Origin of the sequence: Leclercia sp. S52, from assembly GCF_039727615.1 — a bacterium.
Lineage (GTDB): Bacteria > Pseudomonadota > Gammaproteobacteria > Enterobacterales > Enterobacteriaceae > Enterobacter > Enterobacter adecarboxylatus_B.
Genome location: NZ_CP152474.1, coordinates 2121308 through 2146669, shown reverse-complemented (window position 1 = coordinate 2146669; position 25362 = coordinate 2121308). Strand labels below are relative to the sequence as shown.

The 25362-nt window shown below is 57.6% G+C and carries 20 protein-coding genes and 3 pseudogenes; 14 read left to right on the top strand and 9 right to left on the bottom strand.

The window, feature by feature from the left end:
* Positions 1–26: 26 nt before the first annotated feature.
* Positions 27–1337: a voltage-gated ClC-type chloride channel ClcB gene (gene clcB, locus AAHB66_RS10335; protein WP_347116127.1), complete on the top strand. Its 1311-nt coding sequence runs from the start codon at positions 27–29 to the stop codon at positions 1335–1337.
* On the opposite strand, the gene bioD is transcribed toward clcB, so the two are convergent.
* From bioD to AAHB66_RS10320, 3 genes are all read right to left on the bottom strand, one after another.
* Positions 1272–1967, bottom strand: a complete 696-nt coding sequence (bioD, locus tag AAHB66_RS10330) for a dethiobiotin synthase (RefSeq protein ID WP_347116126.1) — start codon at positions 1965–1967, stop codon at positions 1272–1274. The genes clcB and bioD overlap by 66 nt on opposite strands.
* A 125-nt stretch (positions 1968–2092) precedes the next feature.
* Complete coding sequence (gene mlc / locus AAHB66_RS10325) at positions 2093–3313, bottom strand: sugar metabolism global transcriptional regulator Mlc (RefSeq protein ID WP_347116125.1); 1221 nt, start codon at positions 3311–3313, stop codon at positions 2093–2095.
* 127 nt (positions 3314–3440) lie between these two features.
* A complete protein-coding gene (locus tag AAHB66_RS10320; protein ID WP_347116124.1) occupies positions 3441–4340 on the bottom strand; it encodes a LysR family transcriptional regulator in 900 nt (299 codons plus the stop codon).
* A 122-nt stretch (positions 4341–4462) separates the two neighbouring features.
* On the opposite strand from AAHB66_RS10320, the gene AAHB66_RS10315 reads away from it, so the two are divergent.
* From AAHB66_RS10315 to AAHB66_RS10290, 6 genes and pseudogenes are all read left to right on the top strand, one after another.
* On the top strand, positions 4463–5716 hold the full coding sequence (locus AAHB66_RS10315; protein WP_347116123.1) for an MFS transporter: 1254 nt from the start codon (positions 4463–4465) through the stop codon (positions 5714–5716).
* A gap of 343 nt (positions 5717–6059) precedes the next feature.
* Positions 6060–6623, top strand: a complete 564-nt coding sequence (locus AAHB66_RS10310; RefSeq protein ID WP_347116122.1) for a fimbrial protein — start codon at positions 6060–6062, stop codon at positions 6621–6623.
* A 233-nt stretch (positions 6624–6856) separates the two neighbouring features.
* Positions 6857–8345 (top strand): annotated as a pseudogene (locus tag AAHB66_RS10305) (carboxypeptidase M32).
* Positions 8346–8507: 162 nt separating this feature from the next.
* The gene (locus AAHB66_RS10300) at positions 8508–9062 is read left to right on the top strand and encodes a thioredoxin fold domain-containing protein (RefSeq protein WP_347116121.1); all 555 of its coding nucleotides are present in this window, start codon (positions 8508–8510) and stop codon (positions 9060–9062) included.
* A gap of 167 nt (positions 9063–9229) precedes the next feature.
* Positions 9230–9622 (top strand): acid resistance repetitive basic protein Asr, encoded by a 393-nt coding sequence (gene asr / locus AAHB66_RS10295; RefSeq protein ID WP_347116120.1) that lies wholly within the window; start codon positions 9230–9232, stop codon positions 9620–9622.
* Between the two features lie 279 nt (positions 9623–9901).
* Complete coding sequence (locus AAHB66_RS10290; protein ID WP_347116119.1) at positions 9902–10726, top strand: serine protease; 825 nt, start codon at positions 9902–9904, stop codon at positions 10724–10726.
* 1 nt (position 10727) lies between these two features.
* Here AAHB66_RS10290 and AAHB66_RS10285 read toward each other — a convergent pair whose 3' ends face one another.
* The 3 genes from AAHB66_RS10285 to mdtJ all read right to left on the bottom strand — a co-directional run bounded on the left by AAHB66_RS10285 (position 10728) and on the right by mdtJ (position 13655).
* Positions 10728–12890: a bifunctional diguanylate cyclase/phosphodiesterase gene (locus tag AAHB66_RS10285; protein WP_347116118.1), complete on the bottom strand. Its 2163-nt coding sequence runs from the start codon at positions 12888–12890 to the stop codon at positions 10728–10730.
* 86 nt (positions 12891–12976) lie between these two features.
* Entirely contained in the window at positions 12977–13306 is a 330-nt protein-coding gene (mdtI, locus tag AAHB66_RS10280) for a multidrug/spermidine efflux SMR transporter subunit MdtI (protein WP_347116117.1), read from the bottom strand.
* Complete coding sequence (gene mdtJ / locus AAHB66_RS10275; protein ID WP_347116115.1) at positions 13293–13655, bottom strand: multidrug/spermidine efflux SMR transporter subunit MdtJ; 363 nt, start codon at positions 13653–13655, stop codon at positions 13293–13295. The genes mdtI and mdtJ overlap by 14 nt, the downstream gene beginning before the upstream one ends.
* A 416-nt stretch (positions 13656–14071) precedes the next feature.
* On the opposite strand from mdtJ, the gene AAHB66_RS10270 reads away from it, so the two are divergent.
* Positions 14072–15109: an AI-2E family transporter gene (locus AAHB66_RS10270; protein WP_347116114.1), complete on the top strand. Its 1038-nt coding sequence runs from the start codon at positions 14072–14074 to the stop codon at positions 15107–15109.
* Here the strand turns inward: AAHB66_RS10270 and AAHB66_RS10265 are convergent.
* The 3 genes and pseudogenes from AAHB66_RS10265 to AAHB66_RS10255 form a co-directional block, all read right to left on the bottom strand.
* Positions 15084–16061 (bottom strand): zinc-dependent alcohol dehydrogenase family protein, encoded by a 978-nt coding sequence (locus tag AAHB66_RS10265; RefSeq protein WP_347116113.1) that lies wholly within the window; start codon positions 16059–16061, stop codon positions 15084–15086. The genes AAHB66_RS10270 and AAHB66_RS10265 overlap by 26 nt on opposite strands.
* A gap of 2 nt (positions 16062–16063) precedes the next feature.
* Positions 16064–16628, bottom strand: a pseudogene (gene smrA / locus AAHB66_RS10260) (DNA endonuclease SmrA).
* Between the two features lie 345 nt (positions 16629–16973).
* Entirely contained in the window at positions 16974–17882 is a 909-nt protein-coding gene (locus tag AAHB66_RS10255; protein ID WP_347116112.1) for a LysR family transcriptional regulator, read from the bottom strand.
* Between the two features lie 175 nt (positions 17883–18057).
* On the opposite strand from AAHB66_RS10255, the gene AAHB66_RS10250 reads away from it, so the two are divergent.
* The 6 genes and pseudogenes from AAHB66_RS10250 to uspE all read left to right on the top strand — a co-directional run bounded on the left by AAHB66_RS10250 (position 18058) and on the right by uspE (position 24930).
* Positions 18058–19368: a M20 family metallo-hydrolase gene (locus AAHB66_RS10250; protein ID WP_347116111.1), complete on the top strand. Its 1311-nt coding sequence runs from the start codon at positions 18058–18060 to the stop codon at positions 19366–19368.
* The gene (locus tag AAHB66_RS10245; RefSeq protein WP_347116110.1) at positions 19368–20813 is read left to right on the top strand and encodes a M20 family metallopeptidase; all 1446 of its coding nucleotides are present in this window, start codon (positions 19368–19370) and stop codon (positions 20811–20813) included. Before AAHB66_RS10250 ends, AAHB66_RS10245 begins: the two co-directional genes overlap by 1 nt.
* Before the next feature lie 36 nt (positions 20814–20849).
* Positions 20850–22413 (top strand): annotated as a pseudogene (abgT, locus tag AAHB66_RS10240) (p-aminobenzoyl-glutamate transporter).
* Positions 22391–22906, top strand: coding sequence for a methylated-DNA--[protein]-cysteine S-methyltransferase (gene ogt, locus AAHB66_RS10235; protein ID WP_307762692.1), 516 nt, complete (start codon positions 22391–22393; stop codon positions 22904–22906). Before abgT ends, ogt begins: the two are co-directional and overlap by 23 nt.
* Positions 22907–23088: 182 nt before the next feature.
* A complete protein-coding gene (gene fnr / locus AAHB66_RS10230; RefSeq protein ID WP_032617879.1) occupies positions 23089–23841 on the top strand; it encodes a fumarate/nitrate reduction transcriptional regulator Fnr in 753 nt (250 codons plus the stop codon).
* Positions 23842–23979: 138 nt separating this feature from the next.
* On the top strand, positions 23980–24930 hold the full coding sequence (gene uspE, locus AAHB66_RS10225; RefSeq protein ID WP_347116109.1) for a universal stress protein UspE: 951 nt from the start codon (positions 23980–23982) through the stop codon (positions 24928–24930).
* Positions 24931–25362 lie beyond the last annotated feature (432 nt).

The following is a 25362-nucleotide window of genomic DNA, read 5'->3' as shown; positions in this document are numbered from 1 at the left end:
GTATCTTTCCTGTTTACGCGTAACCCATGCATCGTCTTCATGCTTACCCTGACATTCGCGCGATGTTTCGCAGGCTGCTGATTGCCACCCTCACCGGCGTGCTGGCGGCGCTGGCCGTGGCGGTGTTTCGTCACGCCATGACTCTGCTGGAGTGGCTGTTCCTCAGTAACGAAAGCGGCAGCCTGGTGAATGCGGCCAGTATGCTTTCGCCCTGGCGACGCGCCCTGACGCCCGCGCTGGGCGGACTGGCGGCCGGATTGTTGCTGTGGGGCTGGCAGCGGATGACGGCGCAGCGCCCGCATGCTCCCACCGACTATATGGAAGCTCTGGAAACGGGCGACGGGCAGTTTGACTACGGCGCCAGCCTGGTGAAATCCCTGGCATCGTTACTGGTGGTCGCCAGCGGCAGCGCCATAGGCCGTGAAGGGGCGATGATCCTGCTGGCTGCCCTCGCCGCCTCCTTTTTTGCCCAGCGCTTTACGCCAAAATCAGAATGGAAACTGTGGATCGCCTGCGGAGCTGCCGCCGGGATGGCCAGCGCCTACCATGCGCCCTTAGCCGGAAGCTTGTTTATTGCCGAGATCTTATTCGGCACCCTGATGCTGGCCTCGCTCGGTCCGGTGGTGATTGCCGCGGTTGTCGCCCTGCTCACCACCCGCCTGCTCAGCCTCGGTGCCAGCACGCTGTACGAGGTGCATCTCAGCGCAACGCTGACCGGGTTGGATTACGCCCTGATGGTCGGCATGGGCCTGCTGGCAGGCATCTGCGGCCCGGCGCTGATGTGGCTGATGGATATCAGCCACTCCCTGTTTCTGCGCCTCCGGCTCTCACCGCCGTGGCAGCTGGCGCTGGGCGGGCTGATCGTCGGGCTGCTCTCGCTGCTGACGCCTAAGGTGTGGGGCAACGGCTACAGCGTGGTGCAGGCGTTCCTGATCGCGCCGCCGCTGCTGTCGGTGATTGCCGGGGTATTCATTTGTAAATTACTGGCCGTGCTTGCCAGCAGTGGTTCGGGGGCACCAGGCGGAGTATTTACGCCAACGCTGTTTGTCGGCATGGCGACCGGGATGCTGTTTGCGCAGCTCTTTATGCTGTGGTTGCCTGGGTCTGAAATGGCGATTTTGCTGGGGCTGGCGGGGATGGCGACATTGCTTGCCGCCACGACGCACGCGCCGATCATGTCGGCGCTGATGGTCTGTGAAATGACCGGGCAGTATCTGCTGCTGCCCGGCTTGCTGATTGCCTGCGTGGTGGCGTCGGTCCTGTCGCGGACGTTACGCCACGACTCGATCTACGGACAGCACACTGCCGAAAGTCGAGAGGTCGATGTAGTGCGCTAGATCGCGCTGCTCAGCGCGTGGCAGATAGGGCAGCTCGCCCACCAGCGGACCCGGCAGTTTTTTACTCAACACCTCTATGATTTCGGCATAGTGGGCCAGGCCTGGATTGATGCGGTTTGCCACCCAGCCCACCAGCGGCAGGCCGTCATTGGCGATGGCCTGCGCCGTCAGCAGGGCATGGTTAATACAGCCTTCCTGAATGCCCACCACCATCAGCACCGGGAGTTGCTCCTGCACTACCCACTCTGACAATGGACGCAGATCGTTCATCAGGCTGCGCCAGCCGCCGGTCCCTTCCACCACCACGTGATCGACCTGTTCGCTCAGGCTGGCGAGCCCGTTCGACAACAGGGTGTAATTGACCAGCCCGCTGTGCGCCACGCTGCTCTCATCTTCGCTGAGGGCAATGGGGTTTATTGCGTGGTAAGGCAGTTCAAGCGAGGAGACGCTTTGTAACACCAGCGCATCTTTATTGCGCAATCCCTCTGGCGTCTCTTTACTCCCTTTTGCTACCGGTTTGTACCCTGCAACGCTCTTACCGCTGGCCATCAGGGCTTGCAGCAAGGCGCGGGACACCACCGTCTTCCCGACAGAAGTATCAGTACCCGTTACAAAGAAACGCTTAAGCATCACTCACTCCACCGTTATGCTCTGGAAATATAAATCAAGGAAATAATTCAGTGGGGGAAGTCTAAGGCATGCGCTATCCGCTCAGTTTGAGATAGCGCAATTTTTGGTAAGACTACAGGAATCTGTTAACCCTGTAGCAGACGGATCAGCAGGGAACCGTTGTACATCGCATCTTTTACCAGCGCCGCACCGGCCATCGTTCCCTGATTGGTAAACTGGGTGCTCTCCACCACAATATGTTTACTGTAGGCAGGCAGGGACTGCTGGCGGATGGAGTCGGCAATCGCCGGGAACAGAACGTCTGCCGCCTTGCTCAGGGGCGAACCAATCAGGATCTTTTGCGGGTTAAAGAGGTTCACCATGATGGCAATGATGCGCCCGACGTTGGTGCCGACGCCGGTAATGATATCTTTTGCCAGCAGGTCGCCCTGCTGGGCGGCCGCACACAGGGACTCCACCGTCAGGGGCTGACCGTGGAGCGTTGAGCTCATCGACTGACCGAGCCGGAGCTGGGCAAGCTCGAGCACGCTGTCCACGCTGGCGATGGTCTCCAGGCAGCCGTGGTTACCGCAGTAGCAGCGTTTGCCGTAGGGATCGACCTGAGTGTGGCCAATCTCCACCAGGCTACTGCTCCCGGCGTGTAACAGGCGGCCATCGGTGATCACCCCGGCCCCCACGTTGTGGTCAATCACCACCTGAATAACATCCCGCGCCCCGCGCGAGGCCCCGAACAGCGCCTCGGCCATCGTCCAGGCGCTGATGTCATGCTGGATATAGACCGGCACGCCGGTGTGGTTTTTCAGCACTTCGCCGAGCGGCATCTCCTTGACGTCGTCGTAGAACGGCATCCGGTGGACAATGCCGTTTTCGGTATCAATGATGCCGGGCATGGTGATGGCGATAGCGGTCAGACGCTCCAGCTTCTGCTGGTGATGAATAAAGAATTGATCGATAAGCGCGGTGATCCGTACCTCAAGCGGCAGCTCGGCCTTTAGCTCCAGCGGCAGTTGCTCTTCCACGACCAGCTTGCTGCTGAGATCGCGCAGCGCCAGGTAGATTTCGCCCCGGCTGATACGCAACGAGAGGTAGTGCCAGGCTTCGGTTTCCACCACCAGCCCTACCGCCGGACGGCCACGGCTGCCCGGCTCCTGAATTTCGGTCTCCTGCACCAGATGCGCTTCGAGCATTTCTCGTACGATCTTGGTGATACTGGCAGGCGCCAGTTGCGCAAGTCGGGAAAGATCGATGCGCGAGACCGGCCCAAGCTGATCAATCAGGCGATATACCGCACCCGCATTGGTCTGCTTAATCTGATCGATATGCCCAGGCTGACTATCAGCAACCACCACGTACTCCCTTATTTTCGAGCTTCGAAATAAACTGTGGGCTATGGTGAAGCACTTCTACAGTAATCGTCAAATTTTTACTTAGCCTTGTGATTTACAGCACATTTTTACCCGCTTTTTTTGCGGCTTAGCCGCCCGATGCAGCGTTAAGCAACAGATTTTTGAAACGTTGTGCCGCGGCGCTGAGTTCATGGTGCTTTGACCATACCAGCCACATCTCTGACACCGCGTCCGGTTCGGCTATCGCTACCCAGCGCATTTCGTTTAGCTGGAGGCGCTTAAACGAGGCCGGCAGGATCGACACCCCCAGCCCTGCTGCCACCAGGCCGATAATGGTCATCGCCTCGCCCACCTCCTGGGTGATGAGCGGATTGATCCCGTGGCGGCGCAGCAGCCCCAGGATGTCGTCATACAGGCCGGTGCCGACATGGGGGTCGAAAAAGACAAAGGGCTCCTGGGCCAGCTCTGCGAGAGAAATGGCAGGCTTTGCCGCCAGGGGATGATCCCGGTGGATCATCGCCAGCAGCGGCTCGCGCAGTATCCTCTGCCACGCCAGGGTATCCGGTAGCCGGGTATTACGCATCAGGCCGAGGTCGAGCGAGCCTTCGCTCAGGGGGACGATCTGCTCCCGGGTGTTGATCTCCCGGGTCTGGATATGCACATCCGGCGAGAGGCGGCGAAACGACGACAGGGTTTGCGAGATGGCGCGGATAAAGGGCGCGGAGGAGGTAAACCCGAGGCGTAGCTCCCCGGTTTCGCCATGATGCAGGCGTTCTGCCCGGGCGGCTGCCTCGTCCACCTGACTCAGGATCTGGCGGCTGTCGGCCAGAAACTGGCGTCCGGCCGCCGTCAGCCCTACGCTACGGTTGGTGCGCGCCAGCAAACGCGCCCCAATCTGCTGCTCCAGGATCTGAATTTGCTGGCTCAGCGGCGGTTGGGAGATATTCAGCCGCGCCGCCGCGCGACCAAAATGCAGCTCCTCAGCGACGGCCACAAAGTAGCGCAGGTGACGCAGTTCGATATTCATATTTTTAACGTATCATTTGAGATTATTAATATATTAGACAGAATATTTACATTTTCCTACCCTGATCCCTGTGGTCATACCCGTCACCAGAAATCACGGGGATGTTGAAGCAAGGAACTTACGTGAGTCGTACAACAACGGCTGATATCGCCCCGACAGATGATATCGATCTCTTACCGGCTAAAGCGCGGCCGGTTCAATTAATCAAACGCGGCACCCCGCAGTTTATGTGGGTCACCCTGGCGCTCTTCTCCGCCGGACTGGCGACTTTCGCCCTGCTCTACTGCGTGCAGCCGATCCTGCCGGTGTTGTCCCAGGAGTTCGGCGTCACGCCCGCCAGCAGCAGTATTTCGCTCTCTATCTCAACCGGGATGCTGGCGGTCGGCTTACTCTTTACCGGTCCGCTGTCCGATGCCATCGGGCGTAAGCCAGTAATGGTTACCGCCCTGCTGCTGGCCTCGGTTTGTACCTTACTGTCGACGATGATGACCAGCTGGCATGGGATTTTGATCATGCGCGCGCTGATCGGCCTCTCCCTTAGCGGCGTGGCGGCGGTGGGTATGACCTACCTCAGCGAGGAGATCCACCCCAGCTTTGTCGTCTTCTCGATGGGGCTCTACATCAGTGGTAACTCCATTGGCGGGATGAGCGGACGGCTGCTGAGCGGGGTCTTTACCGACTTCTTCAGCTGGCGGATAGCGCTGGCGGCGATCGGCTGTTTTGCGCTGGCGTCGGCGCTCATGTTCTGGAAAATTCTCCCGGAATCGCGCCACTTTCGCCCTACCGCACTGCGGCCAAAAACGCTGCTGATTAACTTCCGCCTGCACTGGCGCGACCAGGGCCTGCCCCTGCTGTTCCTTACCGGGTTCCTGCTGATGGGCTCGTTTGTCACCCTGTTCAACTATATTGGCTACCGGCTGATGCTTGCCCCCTGGCACCTGAGCCAGGCCCTGGTCGGCCTGCTGTCGGTCGCCTACCTCACCGGTACCTGGAGCTCACCAAAAGCCGGGGCGATGACCACCCGCTTCGGGCGCGGCCCGGTAATGCTGGCCTCAACGGGCATTATGCTGGCCGGGGTATTGTTAACCCTGCTGGGCAACCTGTGGGTGATTTTTGCCGGAATGCTGCTCTTCTCAGCGGGCTTCTTCGCCGCCCACTCGGTCGCCAGCAGCTGGATCGGCCCGCGCGCCCGTCGCGCCAAAGGCCAGGCGTCCTCGCTGTATCTGTTCAGTTACTATCTGGGCTCCAGCATCGCCGGGACGCTCGGCGGCGTGTTCTGGCATCAGTACGGCTGGAACGGCGTGGGCGGGTTTATTGCGGTGATGCTGTGTGGGGCGTTGCTGGTGGGCAGGAGCCTTCATCGGCGTTTGAGCTGAACCTATTGTTTCAACGCTTTCCAGACCAGGTATTATAAATGATACCTGGTTTATACATATTATGAATGAATGTTATCAACAATATACTTTCTTAAATAAAACAGCCTTATTCACCCTCCAAACTTAGAAAAAATCAACCCATTGTAAAAGCAGAAATAAACACCCCCTTTCTGGAAGCTTTATATTAAGAAAAAGACCCTTTCTTGTGCAATAAAGGAAAAGGTAGTATTGAATGCGCGTAAAAGCAAAGCAAGCAAGGTAAGCACACATCACTTATTTCAATAAAAGTGATGACTTATATTTGCGTCAGGAATTGCCATTGAATTTAATATGGATTAGATAAATGAAAAAAACCATTCTCGCTATTTTTGTTGCCGCTACAGCGGTTGCCGCTCTCCCGGTTCTGGCTGCTGGCAACAAAGCAAATGTTGTTATACACGGTGTGGTATCTGACGACTCAAACTCCTGTGACGTAACGCCAGGCGGTGCGACAACCAACAACACTGTCATCCTGGATGATATCAGAGCTGATTCACTGGAGGCTCTGGCGGTAAATACACCAGCCATGTCGTTTACCAAAGAGGTTGTCTATAAAGTCTCTGATTGTAAGAGTGGCGGTAAAGATTTTACGGGTAATCTGAATGTCAGTATTAGCGGTGTCACTCCTTCTGATATGACCAATGTTCTGACCAACCAGATTGCTTCTGGCGCAGCCGGGAATGCTGCTGTCACGTTGCTCGAAAATGATAATAGCCGCATTAACTTTGACGGTTCTCATAGTAAAACGATCGCCTACACGCCGGGCACCCCTACCTTCATGCGTTACAAAGCGACTTACGTAAAAACTGCCGAAAAAGTTACCCCAGGTAATGTAAAAGGCACTGCCGTTATGACTATTTCATACTAATGCTGTACAGAGCCTGTCATTGGCAGGCTCTGTTAAACACCCTCACGCGCAATTCGATTTCAGTATTACCGCCAGACGCAGCCCCATTCCCGCCTGTTCAGCCTTCAGTGCCGTGTTATGCAGCTTAAGCACCAAATCCCCTTCATCGCCGGGTGTGTAAGATGAATGCAGGAAAAGTGCTTAAATCACGGTACACTCCCCTGAACACATCCATCTGAACGAGAACAAGAACTATGTCGAAAAACGTTTCTTATCAGCAACTCACCCGTACCTTCCAGCGTCTCTCCCGCTTCTCTCACCTCTCCGCCATCGCCAGCTGGGACATGTTCACCATGATGCCCGCCGGCGGCAGCACCGCCCGCGGCGAGGCCCTGGCAGAGCTGAGCGTCCTGCAGCATCAGATCCTGACCGACGCAAAGGTGGCCGACTGGCTGCGTAACGCGGAAAGCGAAGATCTCAACGATGTCGAACAGGCCAACCTGCGGGAGATGACCCGTCACTATCAGCAGGCCGCGCTGCTGCCGGAGTCGCTGGTTGAAGCCAAATCGCTGGCGGGCAGTAAATGCGAACACGCCTGGCGCAGCCAGCGTCCGGCGAATGACTGGCAGGGCTTTGCCGCCAACCTGAAAGAGGTGGTGAAGCTGAGTCGGGAAGAGGCCCGCCTGCGCGCCGACGCCAAAGGCTGTACGCCTTACGATGCGCTGCTGGATATTTTCGAACCGGACATGACCAGTGCCCGGCTGGACGGCCTGTTTGGCGATCTCAAATCCTGGCTGCCGGACCTGCTGAACCAGGTTGTCGAGAAGCAGGCGCAACAGTCTTTTGTGCCACCGCAGGGTCCATTCCCGACGGCGAGCCAGCGTGAACTGGGGCTGGAAGCCATGAAGTCCCTCGGCTTCGACTTTAACGCCGGTCGGCTGGACGTCAGCGCCCACCCGTTTTGTGGCGGCGTGCCGGAGGACGTGCGCATCACCACCCGTTACGATGAAGAGGAGCTGCTCAGCGCCCTGTTCGGTGTGATCCACGAGACCGGCCACGCCCGCTACGAGCAGAACCTGCCGCGCAACTGGCTCGGCCAGCCTATCGCCCTGGCGCGCTCTACCGCTATCCACGAATCCCAGAGCCTGTTCTTTGAGATGCAGCTCGGGCGCAGCAAGGCATTTCTCAACCATCTGCTCCCGGCGGTGCATGAGCGCTTCGGCAGCCAGGCGGCCTTCACGCCGGAGAACTTTGTCGCCTGGAACCAGCGCGTCAAGCCCGGCTATATCCGCGTGGATGCTGACGAGGTCAGCTATCCGGCGCACGTGGTGCTGCGCTACGAGATCGAGCGGGCACTGATTAACGGCGAGATCGAAGTGGAGGACATCCCGGCGCTGTGGGATGAGAAGATGCAGGCGTGGCTGGGCCTGTCGACCAAAGATAACTACCGCAATGGCTGTATGCAGGACATCCACTGGACGGACGGCGGCTTTGGTTACTTCCCGTCGTACACCCTGGGCGCGATGTACGCCGCTCAGCTGTTCGCTGCTGCCAAAAAAAGCCCTGCCGGATCTGGATGCCGCCATCGCCGTCGGGGATTTCAGTGCCCTGTTCGACTGGCTGCGCCAGAACATCTGGCAGCACGGCAGCCGCTTCACCACCGCCCAGCTGATCGAGCAGGCGACAGGGGAAGATCTTAACAGCCGCTACTTCCGCGACCATCTCACCTCCCGTTATCTGTAATAACTTGCGCCGGAGCTTGCTCCGGCGTTCTCTTTTCCCTTTATGCAATAAGAAGATGATTTTGCACATATCGTCGCGCCGTCACTTTCTGTATGAGGTAATGACCTGGTCGCATAATCAAGCCATTAACGGACCAGGCATAAACCATAAATAAAGGGATGAATGATGAAAGGCATTACCAAAACAATAGCCATAGCCCTGTTGTGTGCGGTGAGTTCCGGCGCTTTCGCCGCCACGACCCCGGCCACGGACAACACGCCGCAAGAAGCTTACGACGATATCACCCGCTCGCTGGACGACCTCCACCCCATTACCTTCCAGGCACCCGCCGAAAAGTACAAATTGCTGGTGTTTATTGATAACCAGTGTGGCTACTGCAGCACGGTGGTGAAAAACGTTAAAAAGTATACGGATGCCGGGTTAACCCTGTCATTTTTGACCGTTGCCCCGAAATCGATTCGCGACTCGGTAATAGAAGATATGGGGCGCGTCTGGTGTTCCGCTGACAAGACGAAAAGCCTGCAGCAGGCGATGGCAGGATTTTTACCTGATAACGACACCACGCCGGCCTGTTCCGATCTGGTTACGCGTCAGTCCGCGCTGGCAGACAGGCTGGGCATCAGCGTCACGCCGGTGATGGTGGTGGTCGAGCCCGAATCGCGCTCAATAGTGGGTAGTCAACCCCCGGCAGCCATTCTCGCGGCACTGAAGAAATAACGATAACGCGTACGGGCGGGCTCGTTCGTACGCTTTCCACCCGCCTTTGTACATTGCGTTACACGCCGTCACCAATCACTCACGGAAGCCCCGCAATTTCAGGGATATAGTTCTTTCAACGGCCCCGCAGTGGGGTTAAATGAAAAACCAAATTCGAGGGTAGGATGATGAATAAAGTATTAGCTCTGGTTGTTGCCGCTGCAATGGGTCTCTCTTCTGCTGCATTTGCTGCTGACACCGTCGCCAACACCGCTGCACCAGCTGCAACCGCGACCACCACCACCGCAGCACCGGCTGCGAAAACCGTGCACCACAAAAAACACAAAAAAGCGGCCGTACAGAAAGCGCAGGCTGCTAAAAAGCACCACAAAAAAGCAGTGAAGAAAGAAGAAGCTGCACCGGTTGAGCAGAAAGCTCAGGCAGCGAAAAAGCATCACAAGAAAGAAGTGAAAAAAGCCGAAGCCGCTCCGGTAGCCCAGAAAGCCCAGGCCGCTAAAAAACACCACAAAAAACCAGTGAAACACGAAGCTGCAGCCCCGGCAGCTAAACCGGCTGCATAAGCCGACTTACCTTAACGTGCCCGGACGGGCACGTTGGTCCCCGGCGCTGAACCGGTAAGGTTGCAGCGCCGTTTTTCTATCCGGAGGGCGTTATGTTTCAGCGCTATCGGTTTGAGTTAATTCTCATCACGCTTATTTTGTGCGCACTTGTCGCCAGTGTGTTTTATATTTCCTGAGTGTAGCACGCTGATTTTACTCCCACTTTCGCGCTGTCCCGTCTATAGTTAATAAGCAGGGTTCATATTTAATAATCATAATTATCCCCCTTCAGAGTGTGATATGCGTAAATCTGTTGTGGTTGTACTGGGAACGTTTTTTCTCTTTTCTGGGCTGAGTCATGCGGACGATGGCAGCGCCGATGCTGCGACCGTCAAAAAAGAGGTACAAACGCTGTTTTTTGGTCATGATGACCGTACGCGTGTCACCGATCCTTCCCGCTCGCCGTGGGATGCCATTGGCCAGCTGGAAACCGCCAGTGGAAATCTGTGTACTGCGACCCTCATCACCCCACAGCTGGCACTGACCGCCGGCCATTGCCTGCTGGTGCCGCCAAACGGTAAACCGGATACCGCCGTTGCTTTGCGCTTTGTGTCGCAGAAAGGCAGCTGGCGCTATGAGATCCACGGTATTGAAGGACGCGTCCCGGCGTCACTGGGTCGACGGCTGAAAGCCGACGGCGATGGCTGGATCGTGCCGCCGTCTGCCGCCTCGTGGGATTTTGGTCTGGTGGTGCTGCGTAATCCGCCATCGGGGATCACCCCGCTGCCGCTGTTTACCGGCGATAAAGACGCCCTCACCGCCGCCCTGAAAGTGGCGGATCGTAAGGTGAATCAGGCGGGTTACCCGGAAGATCATCTCGACGTGCTCTATACCCATCAGGACTGCATCGTCACCGGCTGGGCGCAAACCGGCGTGCTGTCGCATCAGTGCGATACCCTGCCCGGCGACAGCGGCTCGCCGCTGATGCTGAAAACCGCCGAAGGCTGGCAGGTTATCGGCGTACAAAGCTCGGCCCCGGCGGCGAAAGATCGCTGGCGGGCGGATAACCGCGCCCTGTCGATCACCGGCTTCCGTGACAAACTGGAAGAGCTGGCTCAGCAGTAATTCAACACTGGCGCTGCTGGCGTAGCGCCATAATCGCCTCTATCGGCATCGGCTGGCTGTACCAGAAGCCCTGCAACTGATCGCAGCCCGCCAGCCGCAGCAGCTTCATCTGTTTCTCGTTCTCGACGCCTTCGGCCACCACGCTCATCCCAAGGGCGCTGGCGATCCGCACCGTGCCGCTGACCAGGGCCGCGGCCTGTTTGTCATGATCCACCAGCCCGGCCAGGGATTTATCAATCTTGATGGTGTCGAAGTTAAAGCGGCGCAAATAGCCGATGCTCGAGTAGCCGGTACCAAAATCATCCAGCGCCACGGCAATCCCCTGCGCTCTCAGGTTGTTGATGGCCGAGCGCGCACGCTCGGGGTTTTCCAGCACGTAGGTTTCCGTTACCTCCAGCTGCAGGCGCGTGGCCGGGAAGCGGCTCACGTCGAGTGCGCCCTCCACTTTGGCCTCAAACTCCGGGTCGCGGAACTGCGCGGGCGAGATATTGACCGACAGTTTTAAATCCGCGTACGGCTCCAGATCCTGACAGGCCCGGCGCAGGACAAACTGGCCCAGGGCATAAATCAGCCCGCTGGTCTCGGCGATGGTGATAAACACGTCCGGCGGCAGCGGCCCCTCCGGGCGTCGCGGCCAGCGCACCAGCGCCTCCACGCTGACCATCTTCTGGCTGCGCGCATCGATGATGGGTTGATACCAGACGTCAAACTCGTCCCGCTCAAGGCCGCTGCGGATCTGGCTCTCAATCGCCACCTGGCGCTCACGGACGCTGTTCAGCTCCGTATCATAGTGCGTCACCCGCCCCTTGCCGGTGATTTTGGAGTGGTACATGGCGATATCGGCGCGACGGAACAGCTCCGAGCTGGTGCACTCCACCAGGGTGCCGCTGGCGATCCCGATGCTGGCGCCAATGTGGATGGTGCGCTCACCGACGCGGATCGCATTGTGAAGATAATCGAGAACAAAGCCCGCAAAGGCCGAGGCCAGCGCTTCGCCGTTGTCCCCGCCGATGGTCATGGCAAACTCATCTCCGCCCATGCGGGCCAGCATGCCGTCTTTCGGCACGTTGTCGCGTAACGCGCTGGCGATGATGACGATCAGCTCATCGCCCACCTCGTGGCCGTAGATATCATTGACGTCTTTAAAGCCGTCGAGGTCGATAAAGACCACGCTTTTGCGATCGGTATCGCCGCGCAGGCTCACCCGCTCCAGCTCTTCAATCAGCGCCCGACGGTTAGGTAAATGGCTGAGCCAGTCGGTGCGCGCCACCTTTCGCGCCAGGCTCTCGCCGCGTGCCAGTTTATAGAGGCCCACGCAGCTGAAGAGGATAAACAGCAGGATCAGCGCCGCGGTGAACAGCACAATCTGGGTGATATCCAGCGAGGCGGCTTTCGCCGCGGCGGCGCCCGGCAGGCGCGGCTTCCACGACAGATAGCCCAGCACCTCACCCGAAGAGCTTTTCAGCGGTACGTTAACGTCGCTGACCTGCTCCGGGGTAAAGGTCAAATCGTCAATCTGAAAGGTGTTCCCCAGATCGCGCAAAATTTGCGCATTGATATGGCGGGTGATGACCAGAAAGCGGCGGGTATTGTCTCCTGCCTGCAGACTACCCATCGTCGGACGGATCAGGCCGACGCCCACGAAGGCAATCCCCGCGCGGGTGCGGGTGATCCCGGCGTAGATGTTTTTATCCGACTGCAGGGCGTTGGTGTGCATCAGGATCAGCGACTTTAAGCCGTCGCCAAAGAAGTCGAGGTTTTTTTCCGCGAAAGGCTGGCTTTTGAACGATCCCCACAGCACCCGAAAGCGTTCGTCGAGCACAAAGGTGCCGTCATACAGGTTATTGACCTTATAGCCCGCCCCCCAGGTGTTGTAGAGCCAGTCCACATCCAGCGCCGGGCGATAGGCTTCGCGCACCGCGTCATCCCAGACGGCATTATCAATCACCAGCGACCAGACCCGGTTAATCGAGGTCTGAACGGCACCCTGCACGGAGAGGGCCGTGCGCTGCTCGTCGATTTCATTGGCTTTACTGCTGATGAGGTTTAGCGAGAGGTACAGCAGGGTCACAACAGAGAAAATTAAGCCGATCCCTGCCATAAAAATCATGACAAACAAGGTCTTCGCAGAAGGGATTTTACGCCAGCTTAAAGGGGTATGCATTCATTCCTCATCATTTTCAATGCTCTCAGACTAAGCGTAATACAGGAGATGAATTTCGCTGCCTGTAATGACAGGCAGCGACGTTATCAGGCCAGTTTTATCATGATCATCCCGGCAAGAAGCAGTAGCAGGCCAATCCAGCCCTTCCGGTTCAGTCGTTGACCAAACAGGATCCAGCCCGCCGCCAGCGTCGCCGCAATCCCGAAACCGCCCCACAGGGCATAAGCCACCGACAGCTCAATGCCTTTAACCGCCTGCGACAGGGCGCTGAACGCGCCGAGTACCGCGGCTATCGACAGCAGGCCGTAGGTTTTACGGCGAAAACCGTCGGAAAACTTCAGCAGCACGTTGGCGGCAATCTCCAGGACGATCGCCAGCGCCAGCCAGGCGCCATGAACCCACTCAAACTGTGGCATGGGTCGCCTCCTTACGCTGTTTCACCGGTTTGCGGGTGCCGGATTTGATGAATATTATTCCCGCTACCAGCGTCGTCAGGCCGGCCATTTTCATCAATGACAGCGTCTCATCAAAGAGTAAAACGCTAAAAAGGGTGATTAAGAAAATACCCACGCCTTCCCATAATGCGTAGGCCACGCCCAGCGCGATTTTTTTAACCGCAAATGACAAGAAAATATACGACAGGGCAATCATCGACAGCATTAAAATATAGCCGCTGTGACTACCGCTCACGCTGGCCCATTTCATTGAGAGGGTGCCGGTTATTTCTGCAACGATAGCAAGGGCTAAGAGGATCCAGTAAAACATGTTTTTCTCCTGCTTGAGAATATAATCCTTCGCGGCTCGCCAGTGATGGCAGCCGGGTAAAAACGAATGAAGATTCAGCCGGGCGCAGGGCGCCAGCTCAGGCAGAGAGAGGGTCTACAGCGCGTTGCGCCAGTGTTGCTCACCAGACAGCAGGCAAAAAGAGGAGAGTGAAACAGAGAGGGTTGAAAAATAGGTGCTGAACAGATTGTCCATAAAATTACAATTATCTGCGGTGTTGCTTCTCGTCAGTGCAGATGAAAATTGTCTCCGGTAGTTAAACACAGCAGATTTTTACCACAAGCCAGGATTTTACTCAAAGCCTTTTCATTTCTTTACCCTCGCCGTTTGCGTTTGGTTAATTTATTAAAAGCGCCGCGCCGTTAGAATATATAAAACGGACGGTATCAGGAGCCAGCATGGCCAAACCCATTATTACCCTCAACGGATTAAAAATAGTCATCATGCTCGGCATGCTGGTGATTGTGCTGACGGGGATCCGCGTTGCGGCGGATATTATTGTGCCCTTTATTCTGGCGCTGTTTATCGCCGTAGTGCTGCACCCGCTGGTGCGGTGGCTGGTGCGTCTGCGCCTTCCCCGGGTGCTGGCAATCACCCTGCCGATCCTGCTTATCGTGGTCTTGATGGCGCTGCTGGTGGCCTATCTGGGCACCTCGCTGAACGAGCTGGCGCGCACCCTGCCGCACTACCGCTCCTCGCTGGCCGTGCCGCTGCTGCATCTGGAGCCCTGGCTGCAGCGGGCCGGGATTGAAGTGTCGATGGAGGAGCTGCTGAAGTATATCGACCCCAATGCCGCCATGACGCTGGTGACCGCCCTGCTGGCGCAGCTCTCCAGCGCCATGACCTCGATCTTTTTACTCCTGCTGACCGTAGTCTTTATGCTGCTGGAGGTGCCGCAGCTGCCGGCAAAGCTCCAGCCGCTGATGTCCCGCCCGGTGGAAGGGATGGCCGCCATTCAGCGCGCCCTCGACAGCGTCTCACACTATCTGGTGCTAAAAACCGCTATCAGCCTGGTGACCGGGCTGGTGGTCTGGGGGATGCTGGCAGCGCTGGAGGTACGGTTCGCCTTTGTCTGGGCGCTGCTGGCCTTTGCCCTGAACTATATCCCTAATATCGGATCGGTGCTGGCGGCCATCCCGCCGATAGCCCAGGTGCTGGTGTTCAGCGGCTTCTACCCGGCCCTGGTGCTGCTGGCGGGGTATCTGATCATCAACCTGATCTTCGGCAACATCCTCGAGCCCCGGTTAATGGGGCGCGGGCTGGGCCTCTCGACGCTGGTGGTCTTCCTGTCGCTGATCTTCTGGGGCTGGCTGCTGGGGCCGGTGGGGATGCTGCTGTCGGTGCCCCTGACCATTATCGTCAAGATTGCTCTGGAGCAGACCGTTGGCGGCAAAAGCATTGCCCTACTGCTCAGCGATATGAGCCGTGCGAGCTAAAATTGCCGTGGGTAAAGTCCAGCAGCGGCTTATGGGTTCGCCCCGCCTGTCGGTAGTCGGCCAGTGCCGACTGCCAGGCGCTGAACGGCAGCAGTCGGGCGTCGCTGTACTGGCTCTCCGCCAGCAGCGGCCAGATTTCCTTAAACGCCGCCTGCCACGCCTGCGGGGTAAGCGCGTCGAAATGATTGCGAATATGGAACCAGTGCATCGGCGGAAAGTGACGCTGTAACGTAAAGGGCTTACCAGAGAGTAACCCGTAGCAGATAAAGGCCGCGCTGCTGCGCATTGCACTGAGGATGGTTTGCGCCAGTTCGCCCCCGGTGGCGTCGTAGACGAGATCGCTGATGGCAGCGAGGGAGCGCACGCGGTCGCTGTCCTGCTGCGCAATCGGGATAATCCCCATCGCCCGCAGCCTGTCGGCATGAATCGGTGAGCGGTGAATGCCGTACACCTCCTTTGCCCCCCGCCGCTGCGCCCACTGCCCGAGCAGAATGGCGCAGTCCGAACCGGCGGCGGTCAGCAGGACCCGTTTGCCCTGCACAGGATAAAGGTTGAGCATCAGCCAGGCCGCCAGCGGATTGATAAACGCCCGCGCCGCCAGGGTGGTCTCAATGGCATCGGGAACCGGGATCGCCAGCGCCGCCGGGCAATCAACAACCTGCTGCCAGGTGCCCTCCCCGCGCAGGGGCAAAACCCGCTGGCCCAGCAGATGCATAGCGTCGTCAGGGGCGGCAATCACCCGGCCCACGCCCTCGTATCCGGCAATGGCGGGCAACGTAATCCGATGCCGGTAGGCGCCGGTAATGGGGATCAGATCCGAGGCGTTAACCGGGGAGAGCAGCATCTGCACCCGCAGCATTCCCGGCTGCAGCGGGGCTTTTTCGGCGGTCTCCCGGTGCAGAACAGACTCAGGTTCACCAAACTGGCGATAGCATAAGGCGGTGTTTTCCATGTTCAACGGCTGCGTTTAGCCAGCCGCTCGCGGGTTTCGAGCTTCGCCTCGCTGGACTTGCGCAGCGCCACATAACAGGCCCCGCTGCCGCCGTGGTGCGGCTGGGCCGCGCAAAACGCCTGCACCGCCTCGAACTCCGTCAGCCAGCGCGCCAGATAGCTGCGCACAATGTTGGCGTGAGACTTATCGTCGCGCCCTTTACCGTGAATGATGATCAGGTTACGCAAGCCGTCGCGCTCCGCCTGGCGGATAAAGGTAAACAGCTGCTGGCGGCACTGCTCAACGGGCTGACGCAGTAAGGTCAGGCTCGCCTGGCGGGGGTATTTACCCGAGCGCAGCTTGTCGAAGACCCCCAGCTGCACCCCCCTCCCGCTGAAACGCCAGCGGCTCTGCCAGGGGAATGACATCCAGAAAGCCGGTAGTGAGAAAATTATCGAGCTGGCTGGTGTCCACAGGCTGGCGGGTGCGCGGGGTTGAGGCGGGCTGCCAGTGGACGTCGGCACGGTGCCTGAGAGGCTGGACATCCTCCATCGCGTCGAGAAAAAGCGATTTATCGTCTGGGTTCATGGCATCCTCCTGCTTAACTGACAGGCTACTATACCTGCCCCTTTCACGGGGCTCAATGCGGCGTTGCGGGTCTGTTGAACATTCCGTAAACAATAATTAATTAACTAAATTTAATTGGTTGTGTATCCAGACTAAAATAAATTTTTATTATTGATTAACTTTATGACTTACATTAAATTTTTATGAAGCTGTTGCGTTAATTTCTTTATTTATCACTAAAAGATGTTATATATGAAGTTATCTGCACAACGGAAATAATAAGCAGAGTTGCATGTGGAGCAATGCTGTGTGTACTGTGGAGTCTGTTGGATGTCGACGGACTCCATTTTTTTATGCGTACACTGCTTAATAAATAACCTGCCGGGCATGACGTCTGAATTGTGTGATTAATGAGGTGGTCAACGGTGTCTGTCGGGAATCCCTTCTTTGAATAAGGTAATAGGTCGCTTTCGGTAACGGCTCTTTCACCGGCAACATCACCAGCCTGTTGGCCAACAGCGGGTCGCAGCCCAGCTCCTGCGGCAGTATGCTGAGAAAATCACTCTGCGCCACCAGGCTAATACAGGACGAAAAGGTTTCACATACCACGCCAATATGGGGGATCTGATCCCGGTGGGAAAACATCTCTTCCAGCTGCTTATAATAACTGCCTCGCGGCGTCGGCATCGTCCAGCTATATTTCAGTAATTCACTAATAGATTCAGCGCCTATTGCCGGATGATTTGCCCGACAAAATATCGCAAAAGGCTTCTCAAACAATTTTTCGAACGTGAATTCATGATCATACGGCCCCTGGTAATAGGTATTGATGGTAAAATCAAGCTCCCCCTGGCGTAATTCATTAATCATCGAAACTAATTGTCCTTCCATAATACGCACCTTCACCTGCGGGTGCTGCTGATGGAAACGGTTAATGACCCCGGGCATTAACAGGCGGGCGATACTGGCTCCCATGCCGATATTAATCTGCCCGGCCTGCTGGCCCTGCCGCTGGCGAATGTCGTCCTGGGCACTGCGTAACTCTTCAAGGATCAGCCTGGCGTGCTGGTAAAAACTCTCCCCGCACTCGGTTAAGGTCACCCCTTTGCTGCGGCGGATAAACAGCTGCGCCGCGATGCCCTCTTCCAGCTCTTTAATCGATTTGGTCAACGCCGGTTGCGACAGGTTCAACACCCTCGCCGCCCCGCGGATGCTCCCCTGCTGTGCCACTTCGACAAAGGCCCGTAGCTGATGAAATTTTACCTGGAATGTCATGTCCGCACCGATAACCGTTGTTTATCAGAGTAAAGAAACTGTCATCTACTGTAATGGAATTGATTGTGCCAGGGTAAGCCACGAACGGTTAAATCTGTGAAAAAACGGTTAGTGATAAGTAAAAACTATCACAGTGTGAAGCAGTTCACATATTCTTATGATGACAGGAAACGATATGCATACACTGGCGCAGGACCTGCAAACTCTCTTTCCACAACTCACCGCATGGCGACGCGATTTCCATCACTTTGCGGAGTCGGGCTGGGTGGAGTTCCGCACCGCGGCAAAAGTCGCAGAGGTGCTGGATCAACTGGGCTACGAGCTGGCGATGGGTCGCGACGTGGTTGATGCTGACAGCCGGATGGGTCTACCCGACGAGGCCACCCTGGCCCAGGCCTTTGCCCGCGCGCGTCAGCAAGGGGCACCGGAAAAATGGCTCAGCGCCTTTGAAGGCGGTTTTACCGGCATTGTTGCCACGCTGAATACCGGCCGCCCGGGGCCGACCCTCGCGTTTCGGGTCGACATGGACGCGCTGGATCTGGATGAATCCGCTCAGGACGATCATCTCCCTGTCCGGGAAGGCTTTGCCTCCTGCAACAGCGGCATGATGCATGCCTGCGCCCACGACGGCCACACCACCATTGGCCTCGGGCTGGCGCACCTGCTGATGCAGTACCGCGCGCAGCTGAACGGCACCATCAAACTCATCTTCCAGCCTGCCGAAGAGGGCACCCGCGGCGCGCGGGCCATGGTTGCCGCCGGCGCGCTCGACGGCGTGGACTACTTCACCGCCATCCACATTGGCACCGGCGTGCCGGCGGGTACCGTGATCTGCGGCAGCGATAATTTTATGGCCACCACCAAATTTGACGTGCGCTTCACCGGCGTGGCGGCGCATGCGGGTGGCAAGCCCGAAGAGGGTCGCAATGCCCTGCTGGCCGCCGCCCAGGCCGCCATTGGCCTGCACAGCATCGCCCCGCACAGCGAAGGCGCGTCGCGCGTGAACGTCGGAGTGATGCAGGCGGGCAGCGGTCGTAACGTCGTCCCCGCCAGCGCGCTGTTGAAGGTAGAGACCCGCGGCGAGAGCGAGGCCATTAACCAGTACGTCTTTGAGCGCGCGAAAGCGGTGATTGACGGGGCGGCGGCGATGCACGGCGTCAGTACCGAACTGCGGCTGATGGGCGCGGCGACCTCAAGCCAGCCTTCTCCGGCGTGGGTGAATTATCTGCGCGAGCAGGCGTCGCAGGTGGCCGGTGTCGAACAGGCCATCGACAAAGTGAAAGCCCCGGCCGGATCGGAAGATGCCACCCTGATGATGGCCCGGGTTCAGCAGAACGGCGGCCTCGCCTCCTATATGGTCTTTGGCACTACCCTCAGCGCCGGGCACCACAACGAAAAATTCGATTTCGACGAGACGGTGATGCCGATCGCCATCGAAACCCTGGCGCGTATCGCGCTTAACTTCCCGTGGACGCGAGGTGTGTAATGCAGAGCATTTACCGTTTTGTTGAGGATGCCATCGACACCCGATGTCAGGACTTCACCGACATTGCCGATGAGATCTGGGATCACCCTGAGACCCGTTTTGAAGAGTACTGGTCCGCCGAACGGCTGGCCAGCGCCCTGGAAGAGGCCGGTTTTACCCTGACCCGCGAGGCTGGCGGCGTGCCGAATGCCTTTATTGCCAGCTACGGCGCGGGCAAACCGGTGATCGCCATTCTGGGAGAGTACGATGCGCTGGCAGGCCTGAGCCAACAGGCGCACTGCGCCACCCCGCAGACCGACACGCCAGGGGCCAACGGTCACGGCTGCGGGCATAACCTGCTCGGCACCGCCGGGCTGGCGGCTGCGGTGGCGGCAAAGTCCTGGCTGGAGCAGCACGGCGGCAGCGGCACCCTGCGCTTTTATGGCTGCCCTGGCGAAGAAGGCGGATCGGGTAAAACCTTTATGGTGCGCGAGGGGCTGTTCGACGATGTGGACGCCGCGGTCACCTGGCATCCGGAAGCCTTCGCCGGGATGTTTAACGTCAGCACCTTAGCCAACATTCAGGGGGCGTGGCGTTTTCACGGCACCGCCGCCCATGCCGCTAACTCCCCGCATCTGGGGCGCAGCGCGCTGGATGCCGTTACGCTGATGACCACCGGCACCAACTTCCTCAATGAACACATTATTGAAAAAGCCCGCGTCCACTACGCCATCACCGATACCGGCGGCATCTCCCCGAACGTGGTGCAGGCCCAGGCGGAAGTGCTGTATCTGATCCGCGCCCCGGAGATGGCCGACGCGCAGCAGATCTATGAGCGAATCGAAAAGATTGCCCAGGGTGCGGCGCTGATGACCGAAACCACCGTCGAACGCCGCTTCGATAAAGCCTGCTCCAGCTACCTGCCGAACCGCACGCTGGAGGCCGCCATGTACAGCGCCCTGCAGCATTACGGCACCCCGACGTGGAGCGATGAAGAACGCGCCTTTGCGGCGGAGATCCGCGCCACCCTGACCGATAACGATCTGCAAAACAGCCTGAAAAATATCGCTGCCACCGGCGGGGAAGACGGAAAGCACTTTGCCCGTCGCCATCAGCAGACCCTGCTGGTTGATGAGGTGGCTCCGTACGCCATCACCGATAACGTGCTGGCGGGTTCCACCGACGTAGGCGACGTCAGCTGGAAAATGCCGGTTGCTCAGTGCTTCAGCCCCTGCTTTACCGTCGGTACGCCGCTGCACACCTGGCAGCTGGTGGCCCAGGGCCGCACCTCCATCGCCCATAAAGGGATGTTGATGGCCGGGAAGGTGATGGGGGCGACCGCCCTGGCGCTGCTGCAGGATCCGGCGCTGCTGGCCGCCTGCCGCGAGGAGTTTACACAACAGATAAATGAAAAACCGTACGTTTGCCCGATCCCAAAAAACGTGACACCGTCACCTTTAAAATAATAAAACACCACAACACAACACTCCCGAGGAACGCCCATGAGTATGTCATCCATACCTTCGCATTCCCCCACCGGCAAGCTCTATGGTTGGGTTGAAAGGATCGGCAATAAAGTGCCGCACCCTTTCCTGCTTTTTGTTTATTTGATTGTGATCCTGGCGGTGACCACCGCCGTGCTGTCGGCCTTTAACGTCAGCGCCCGTAATCCGGCCGATGGCAACCTGGTGGAGGTCAAAAACCTGCTCAGCGTTGAGGGGCTGCACTGGTTTTTACCGAATGTGATTAAAAACTTCAGCGGTTTTGCCCCGCTGGGGGCGATCCTGGCCCTGGTGCTGGGTGCCGGTCTGGCCGAACGTTCCGGCCTGCTGCCTGCCCTGATGGTAAAAATGGCGTCCCACGTCAGCGCGCGTTACGCCAGCTATATGGTGCTGTTTATCGCCTTCTTCAGCCATATCTCATCCGATGCGGCGCTGGTCATCATGCCGCCGATGGGGGCGCTGATCTTCCTCGCCGTCGGACGGCATCCGGTGGCGGGCCTGCTGGCGGCCATCGCCGGGGTCGGGTGTGGTTTTACCGCCAACCTGCTGATCGTCACCACCGACGTGCTGCTCTCCGGCATCAGCACCGAAGCGGCCAAAACCATCGATGCCGCGATGCACGTCAGCGTGATCGACAACTGGTACTTTATGGCCAGCTCGGTGATTGTGCTGACCATTGTCGGGGGGGTTGATCACCGATAAGATCGTGGAGCCGCGTCTGGGCAAATGGCAGGGCAGCAGCGACGAGAAGCTGGATGCGCTGTCGCCGGAGCAGCGCCGCGGGCTGCGCGTTGCCGGAGTAGTGTCGCTGCTGTTTATCGCCGCCATCGCCCTGATGGTGGTGCCGGAGAACGGCATCCTGCGCGATCCGGTGCAGCACACCGTGCTGCCCTCGCCGTTTATCAAAGGCATCGTGCCGCTGATCATCCTGTTCTTCTTCGTCGTCTCGCTGGCCTACGGCATTGCCACCGGGAAAGTGCGTCGTCAGGGCGATCTGCCGCAGCTGATGATCGAGCCGATGAAAGAGATGGCCGGGTTTATCGTAATGGTGTTCCCGCTGGCGCAGTTTGTCGCGATGTTTAACTGGAGCAACATGGGCAAGTTTATGGCGGTGGGCCTGACCGACCTGCTGGAAACCGCCGGGCTGAGCGGCGTGCCCGCGTTCGTTGGTCTGGCGCTGCTCTCCTCCCTGCTGTGCATGTTTATCGCCAGCGGCTCGGCCATTTGGTCGATTCTGGCGCCGATCTTCGTGCCGATGTTTATGCTGCTGGGCTTCCACCCGGCGTTTGCGCAGATCCTGTTTAGGGTAGCGGATTCGTCGGTGATCCCGCTGGCCCCGGTGTCGCCGTTCGTGCCGCTGTTTTTAGGCTTCCTCCAGCGCTACAAGCCCGAGGCCAAACTGGGTACCTACTATTCGCTGGTGCTGCCGTATCCGCTTATCTTCTTAGGAGTATGGTTGGTGATGCTGGTGGCGTGGTATCTTGTCGGCCTGCCCATCGGGCCGGGGGGTGTACCCGCGACTGAACTAAGGAAGAGCACACATGCTGAGATTACTCGAAGATAAAATAGCCACCCCGCTGGGGCCGCTGTGGGTAATTGCGGATGAGCAATTTAACCTGCGCGCCGTCGAGTGGGAGGAGCACAGCAACCGGATGGTGGAACTGCTCAATATCCACTACCGGGCGCAGGGCTATGAGCGTATCAGCGCCCGCAACCCGGGCGGGCTTAGCGATAAGCTGACCGCCTGGTTCGAGGGCGATCTCAGCATTATCGACACCCTGCCGACCGCCACGGCCGGCACCCCTTTTCAGCGTGAAGTGTGGCAGGCGTTGCGCTCCATTCCCTGCGGCCAGGTGATGCATTATGGTCAGTTGGCCGCACAGCTGGGTCGCCCGGGCGCAGCGCGCGCCGTGGGTGCCGCTAACGGGTCTAATCCGGTCAGTATCGTGGTGCCCTGCCACCGCGTGATTGGCCGCAACGGCACCCTCACCGGCTATGCTGGCGGCGTGCAGCGCAAGGAGTGGTTGCTGCGTCACGAAGGGTATTTGCTGCTGTAGATCCAGGCTTTTAGTGCTTAATTTTCCTTAAGTTAGTGATAAAGTCCGCAGCTAATTTGTGGAATTTCAAGAAGATGCTAGCGCATTCACGGTTCTTGTCCTGATTGATGGTTTACCAGGCTTACGCAGGGTCCAAAAAGATGTTAAAATTGACCAATATCAATTAAGGCTTGAGCAAACCTATGATCCCGGAAAAGCGAATTATTCGACGCATTCAGTCTGGCGGTTGTGCTATCCATTGTCAGGACTGCAGCATCAGCCAGCTCTGTATCCCGTTTACCCTGAATGAGCACGAGCTTGATCAGCTTGATAATATTATCGAGCGTAAAAAGCCGATTCAGAAAGGGCAGACGCTGTTTAAAGCGGGAGACGAACTGAAATCGCTGTACGCTATCCGTTCTGGCACCATCAAGAGCTATACCATCACCGAACAGGGCGACGAGCAGATCACCGGCTTCCACCTGGCGGGCGATCTGGTGGGCTTTGATGCGATCGGCACCGGTAACCATCCGAGCTTTGCTCAGGCGCTGGAAACCTCAATGGTTTGCGAAATCCCGTTTGAAACTCTGGACGATCTGTCAGGCAAAATGCCGAACCTGCGCCAGCAGATGATGCGTCTGATGAGCGGTGAGATCAAAGGCGACCAGGACATGATCCTGCTGCTGTCCAAAAAGAATGCTGAAGAGCGTCTGGCGGCCTTTATCTATAACCTGTCCCGTCGTTTCGCCGAGCGTGGTTTTTCACCGCGTGAGTTCCGCCTGACCATGACCCGTGGCGACATCGGTAACTACCTGGGCCTGACCGTGGAAACCATCAGCCGTCTGCTGGGTCGTTTCCAGAAAAGCGGCATGCTGGCGGTGAAAGGTAAATACATCACCATCGAAAACGGTGAAGCGCTGGCGGTGCTGGCGGGCCACTCGCGTAACGTGGCATAACGTCCTCAAAAAATCCTCTGCCAGATCGGTAATTTTACTGATTTATTGATCTGGCAAATCTTCCCCCCCTGTTTCATTTCAGATATATAGGTTACTCTTTTAATTACAGACTGTGGTGACAGTAGTAAGGAGACCTGTATGGCAAAGTATCAAAACATGCTGGTGGCCATCGATCCTAATCAGGACGATCAACCGGCGTTACGACGAGCTGTCTATTTACATCAACGGATTGGTGGCAGAATTAAAGCGTTTCTGCCGATATATGACTTTTCTTACGAAATGACCACCCTTCTGTCGCCTGACGAACGCACCGCTATGCGTCAGGGAGTGATCAGCCAGCGTACCGCGTGGATCCGCGAGCAGGCAAAATTCTATCTTGAGGCCGGTGTCCCCATTGAGATCAAAGTGGTCTGGCACAACCGTCCCTTTGAAGCCATCATCCAGGAAGTGGTGAGCGGCGAACACGATCTGCTGCTGAAGATGGCCCACCAGCACGACAAGCTGGAAGCGGTGATCTTTACCCCGACCGACTGGCACCTGCTGCGTAAATGCCCATGCCCGGTGTGGATGGTGAAAGACCAGCCGTGGCCGGAAGGCGGTAAAGCGGTGGTGGCGGTGAATCTCGCCAGCGAAGAGAACTACCACAACGCCCTGAACGAAAAACTGGTGAAAGAGACGCTTCACCTGGCCGAGCAGGTCAACCATACCGAAGTCCACCTCGTGGGGGCCTACCCGATTACCCCGATTAACATTGCCATCGAACTCCCGGAATTTGATCCGAGCGTCTATAACGACGCCATTCGCGGGCAGCATCTGCTGGCGATGAAAGCGCTGCGCCAAAAATTCGGTATTGATGAGAAGTTAACCCACGTCGAGAAAGGGCTGCCGGAAGAGGTCATCCCGGATCTGTCAGAGCATCTGCAGGCGGGTATTGTGGTGCTGGGCACCATCGGCCGCACCGGTATCTCTGCCGCCTTCCTCGGCAACACGGCGGAACAGGTGATCGATCATCTGCGCTGCGACCTGCTGGTGATTAAGCCGGACCAGTATCAAACCCCGGTTGAGCTGGACGACGACGAAGACGATTAACAGCGAAAAAGCCCGCCTGAAAGGACTGCACCCCAAATGTTGGATACCCAACTGAGTAAGGTGCAGTTTTTTATGGCAAAGCCAAAATATTCCCTCGAGCTTCGACTGGAGGTCGCTCATCACTACCTTTCAGATAAGGATGGAAAACAGCATACAGCCGCGTTTTTTGGTATTGAGAGAACATCTGTTCTTCGCTGGGTCAGAGCCTGGCAATTGTACGGCATCGATGGCATCCCCTCGAAAAATTACCACCATTCGCCAGCGTTCCGGCTGGTTGTTGCCGGGAATGTTCTCAGTAAGAACTTTCGATGCGCGAAGCTGCAGCACGGTTTAATATCTCAAATGAAGCCGTTGTTCGGCACTGGGTCTATGTCTATAAAGAGACCGGCCCGAAAGAACTCTTGAGCGTTAAATCTGCAAGCCGAAAGTTCA

Bases quoted from the DNA above. Each gene is read 5' to 3' on its own strand.
- clcB (WP_347116127.1), top strand. From the start codon at position 27: ATGCATCGTCTTCATGCTTACCCTGACATTCGCGCGATGTTTCGCAGG.
- ogt (WP_307762692.1), top strand. From the start codon at position 22,391: ATGCTGAGATTACTCGAAGATAAAATAGCCACCCCGCTGGGGCCGCTG.
- fnr (WP_032617879.1), top strand. From the start codon at position 23,089: ATGATCCCGGAAAAGCGAATTATTCGACGCATTCAGTCTGGCGGTTGT.
- AAHB66_RS10265 (WP_347116113.1), bottom strand. From the start codon at position 16,061: ATGGAAAACACCGCCTTATGCTATCGCCAGTTTGGTGAACCTGAGTCT.
- AAHB66_RS10285 (WP_347116118.1), bottom strand. From the start codon at position 12,890: ATGCATACCCCTTTAAGCTGGCGTAAAATCCCTTCTGCGAAGACCTTG.
- bioD (WP_347116126.1), bottom strand. From the start codon at position 1,967: ATGCTTAAGCGTTTCTTTGTAACGGGTACTGATACTTCTGTCGGGAAG.
- AAHB66_RS10300 (WP_347116121.1), top strand. From the start codon at position 8,508: ATGATGAAAGGCATTACCAAAACAATAGCCATAGCCCTGTTGTGTGCG.
- AAHB66_RS10290 (WP_347116119.1), top strand. From the start codon at position 9,902: ATGCGTAAATCTGTTGTGGTTGTACTGGGAACGTTTTTTCTCTTTTCT.
- mdtJ (WP_347116115.1), bottom strand. From the start codon at position 13,655: ATGTTTTACTGGATCCTCTTAGCCCTTGCTATCGTTGCAGAAATAACC.
- AAHB66_RS10250 (WP_347116111.1), top strand. From the start codon at position 18,058: ATGCATACACTGGCGCAGGACCTGCAAACTCTCTTTCCACAACTCACC.
- AAHB66_RS10255 (WP_347116112.1), bottom strand. From the start codon at position 17,882: ATGACATTCCAGGTAAAATTTCATCAGCTACGGGCCTTTGTCGAAGTG.
- AAHB66_RS10245 (WP_347116110.1), top strand. From the start codon at position 19,368: ATGCAGAGCATTTACCGTTTTGTTGAGGATGCCATCGACACCCGATGT.
- AAHB66_RS10310 (WP_347116122.1), top strand. From the start codon at position 6,060: ATGAAAAAAACCATTCTCGCTATTTTTGTTGCCGCTACAGCGGTTGCC.
- AAHB66_RS10320 (WP_347116124.1), bottom strand. From the start codon at position 4,340: ATGAATATCGAACTGCGTCACCTGCGCTACTTTGTGGCCGTCGCTGAG.
- AAHB66_RS10270 (WP_347116114.1), top strand. From the start codon at position 14,072: ATGGCCAAACCCATTATTACCCTCAACGGATTAAAAATAGTCATCATG.
- uspE (WP_347116109.1), top strand. From the start codon at position 23,980: ATGGCAAAGTATCAAAACATGCTGGTGGCCATCGATCCTAATCAGGAC.
- mdtI (WP_347116117.1), bottom strand. From the start codon at position 13,306: ATGCCACAGTTTGAGTGGGTTCATGGCGCCTGGCTGGCGCTGGCGATC.
- asr (WP_347116120.1), top strand. From the start codon at position 9,230: ATGAATAAAGTATTAGCTCTGGTTGTTGCCGCTGCAATGGGTCTCTCT.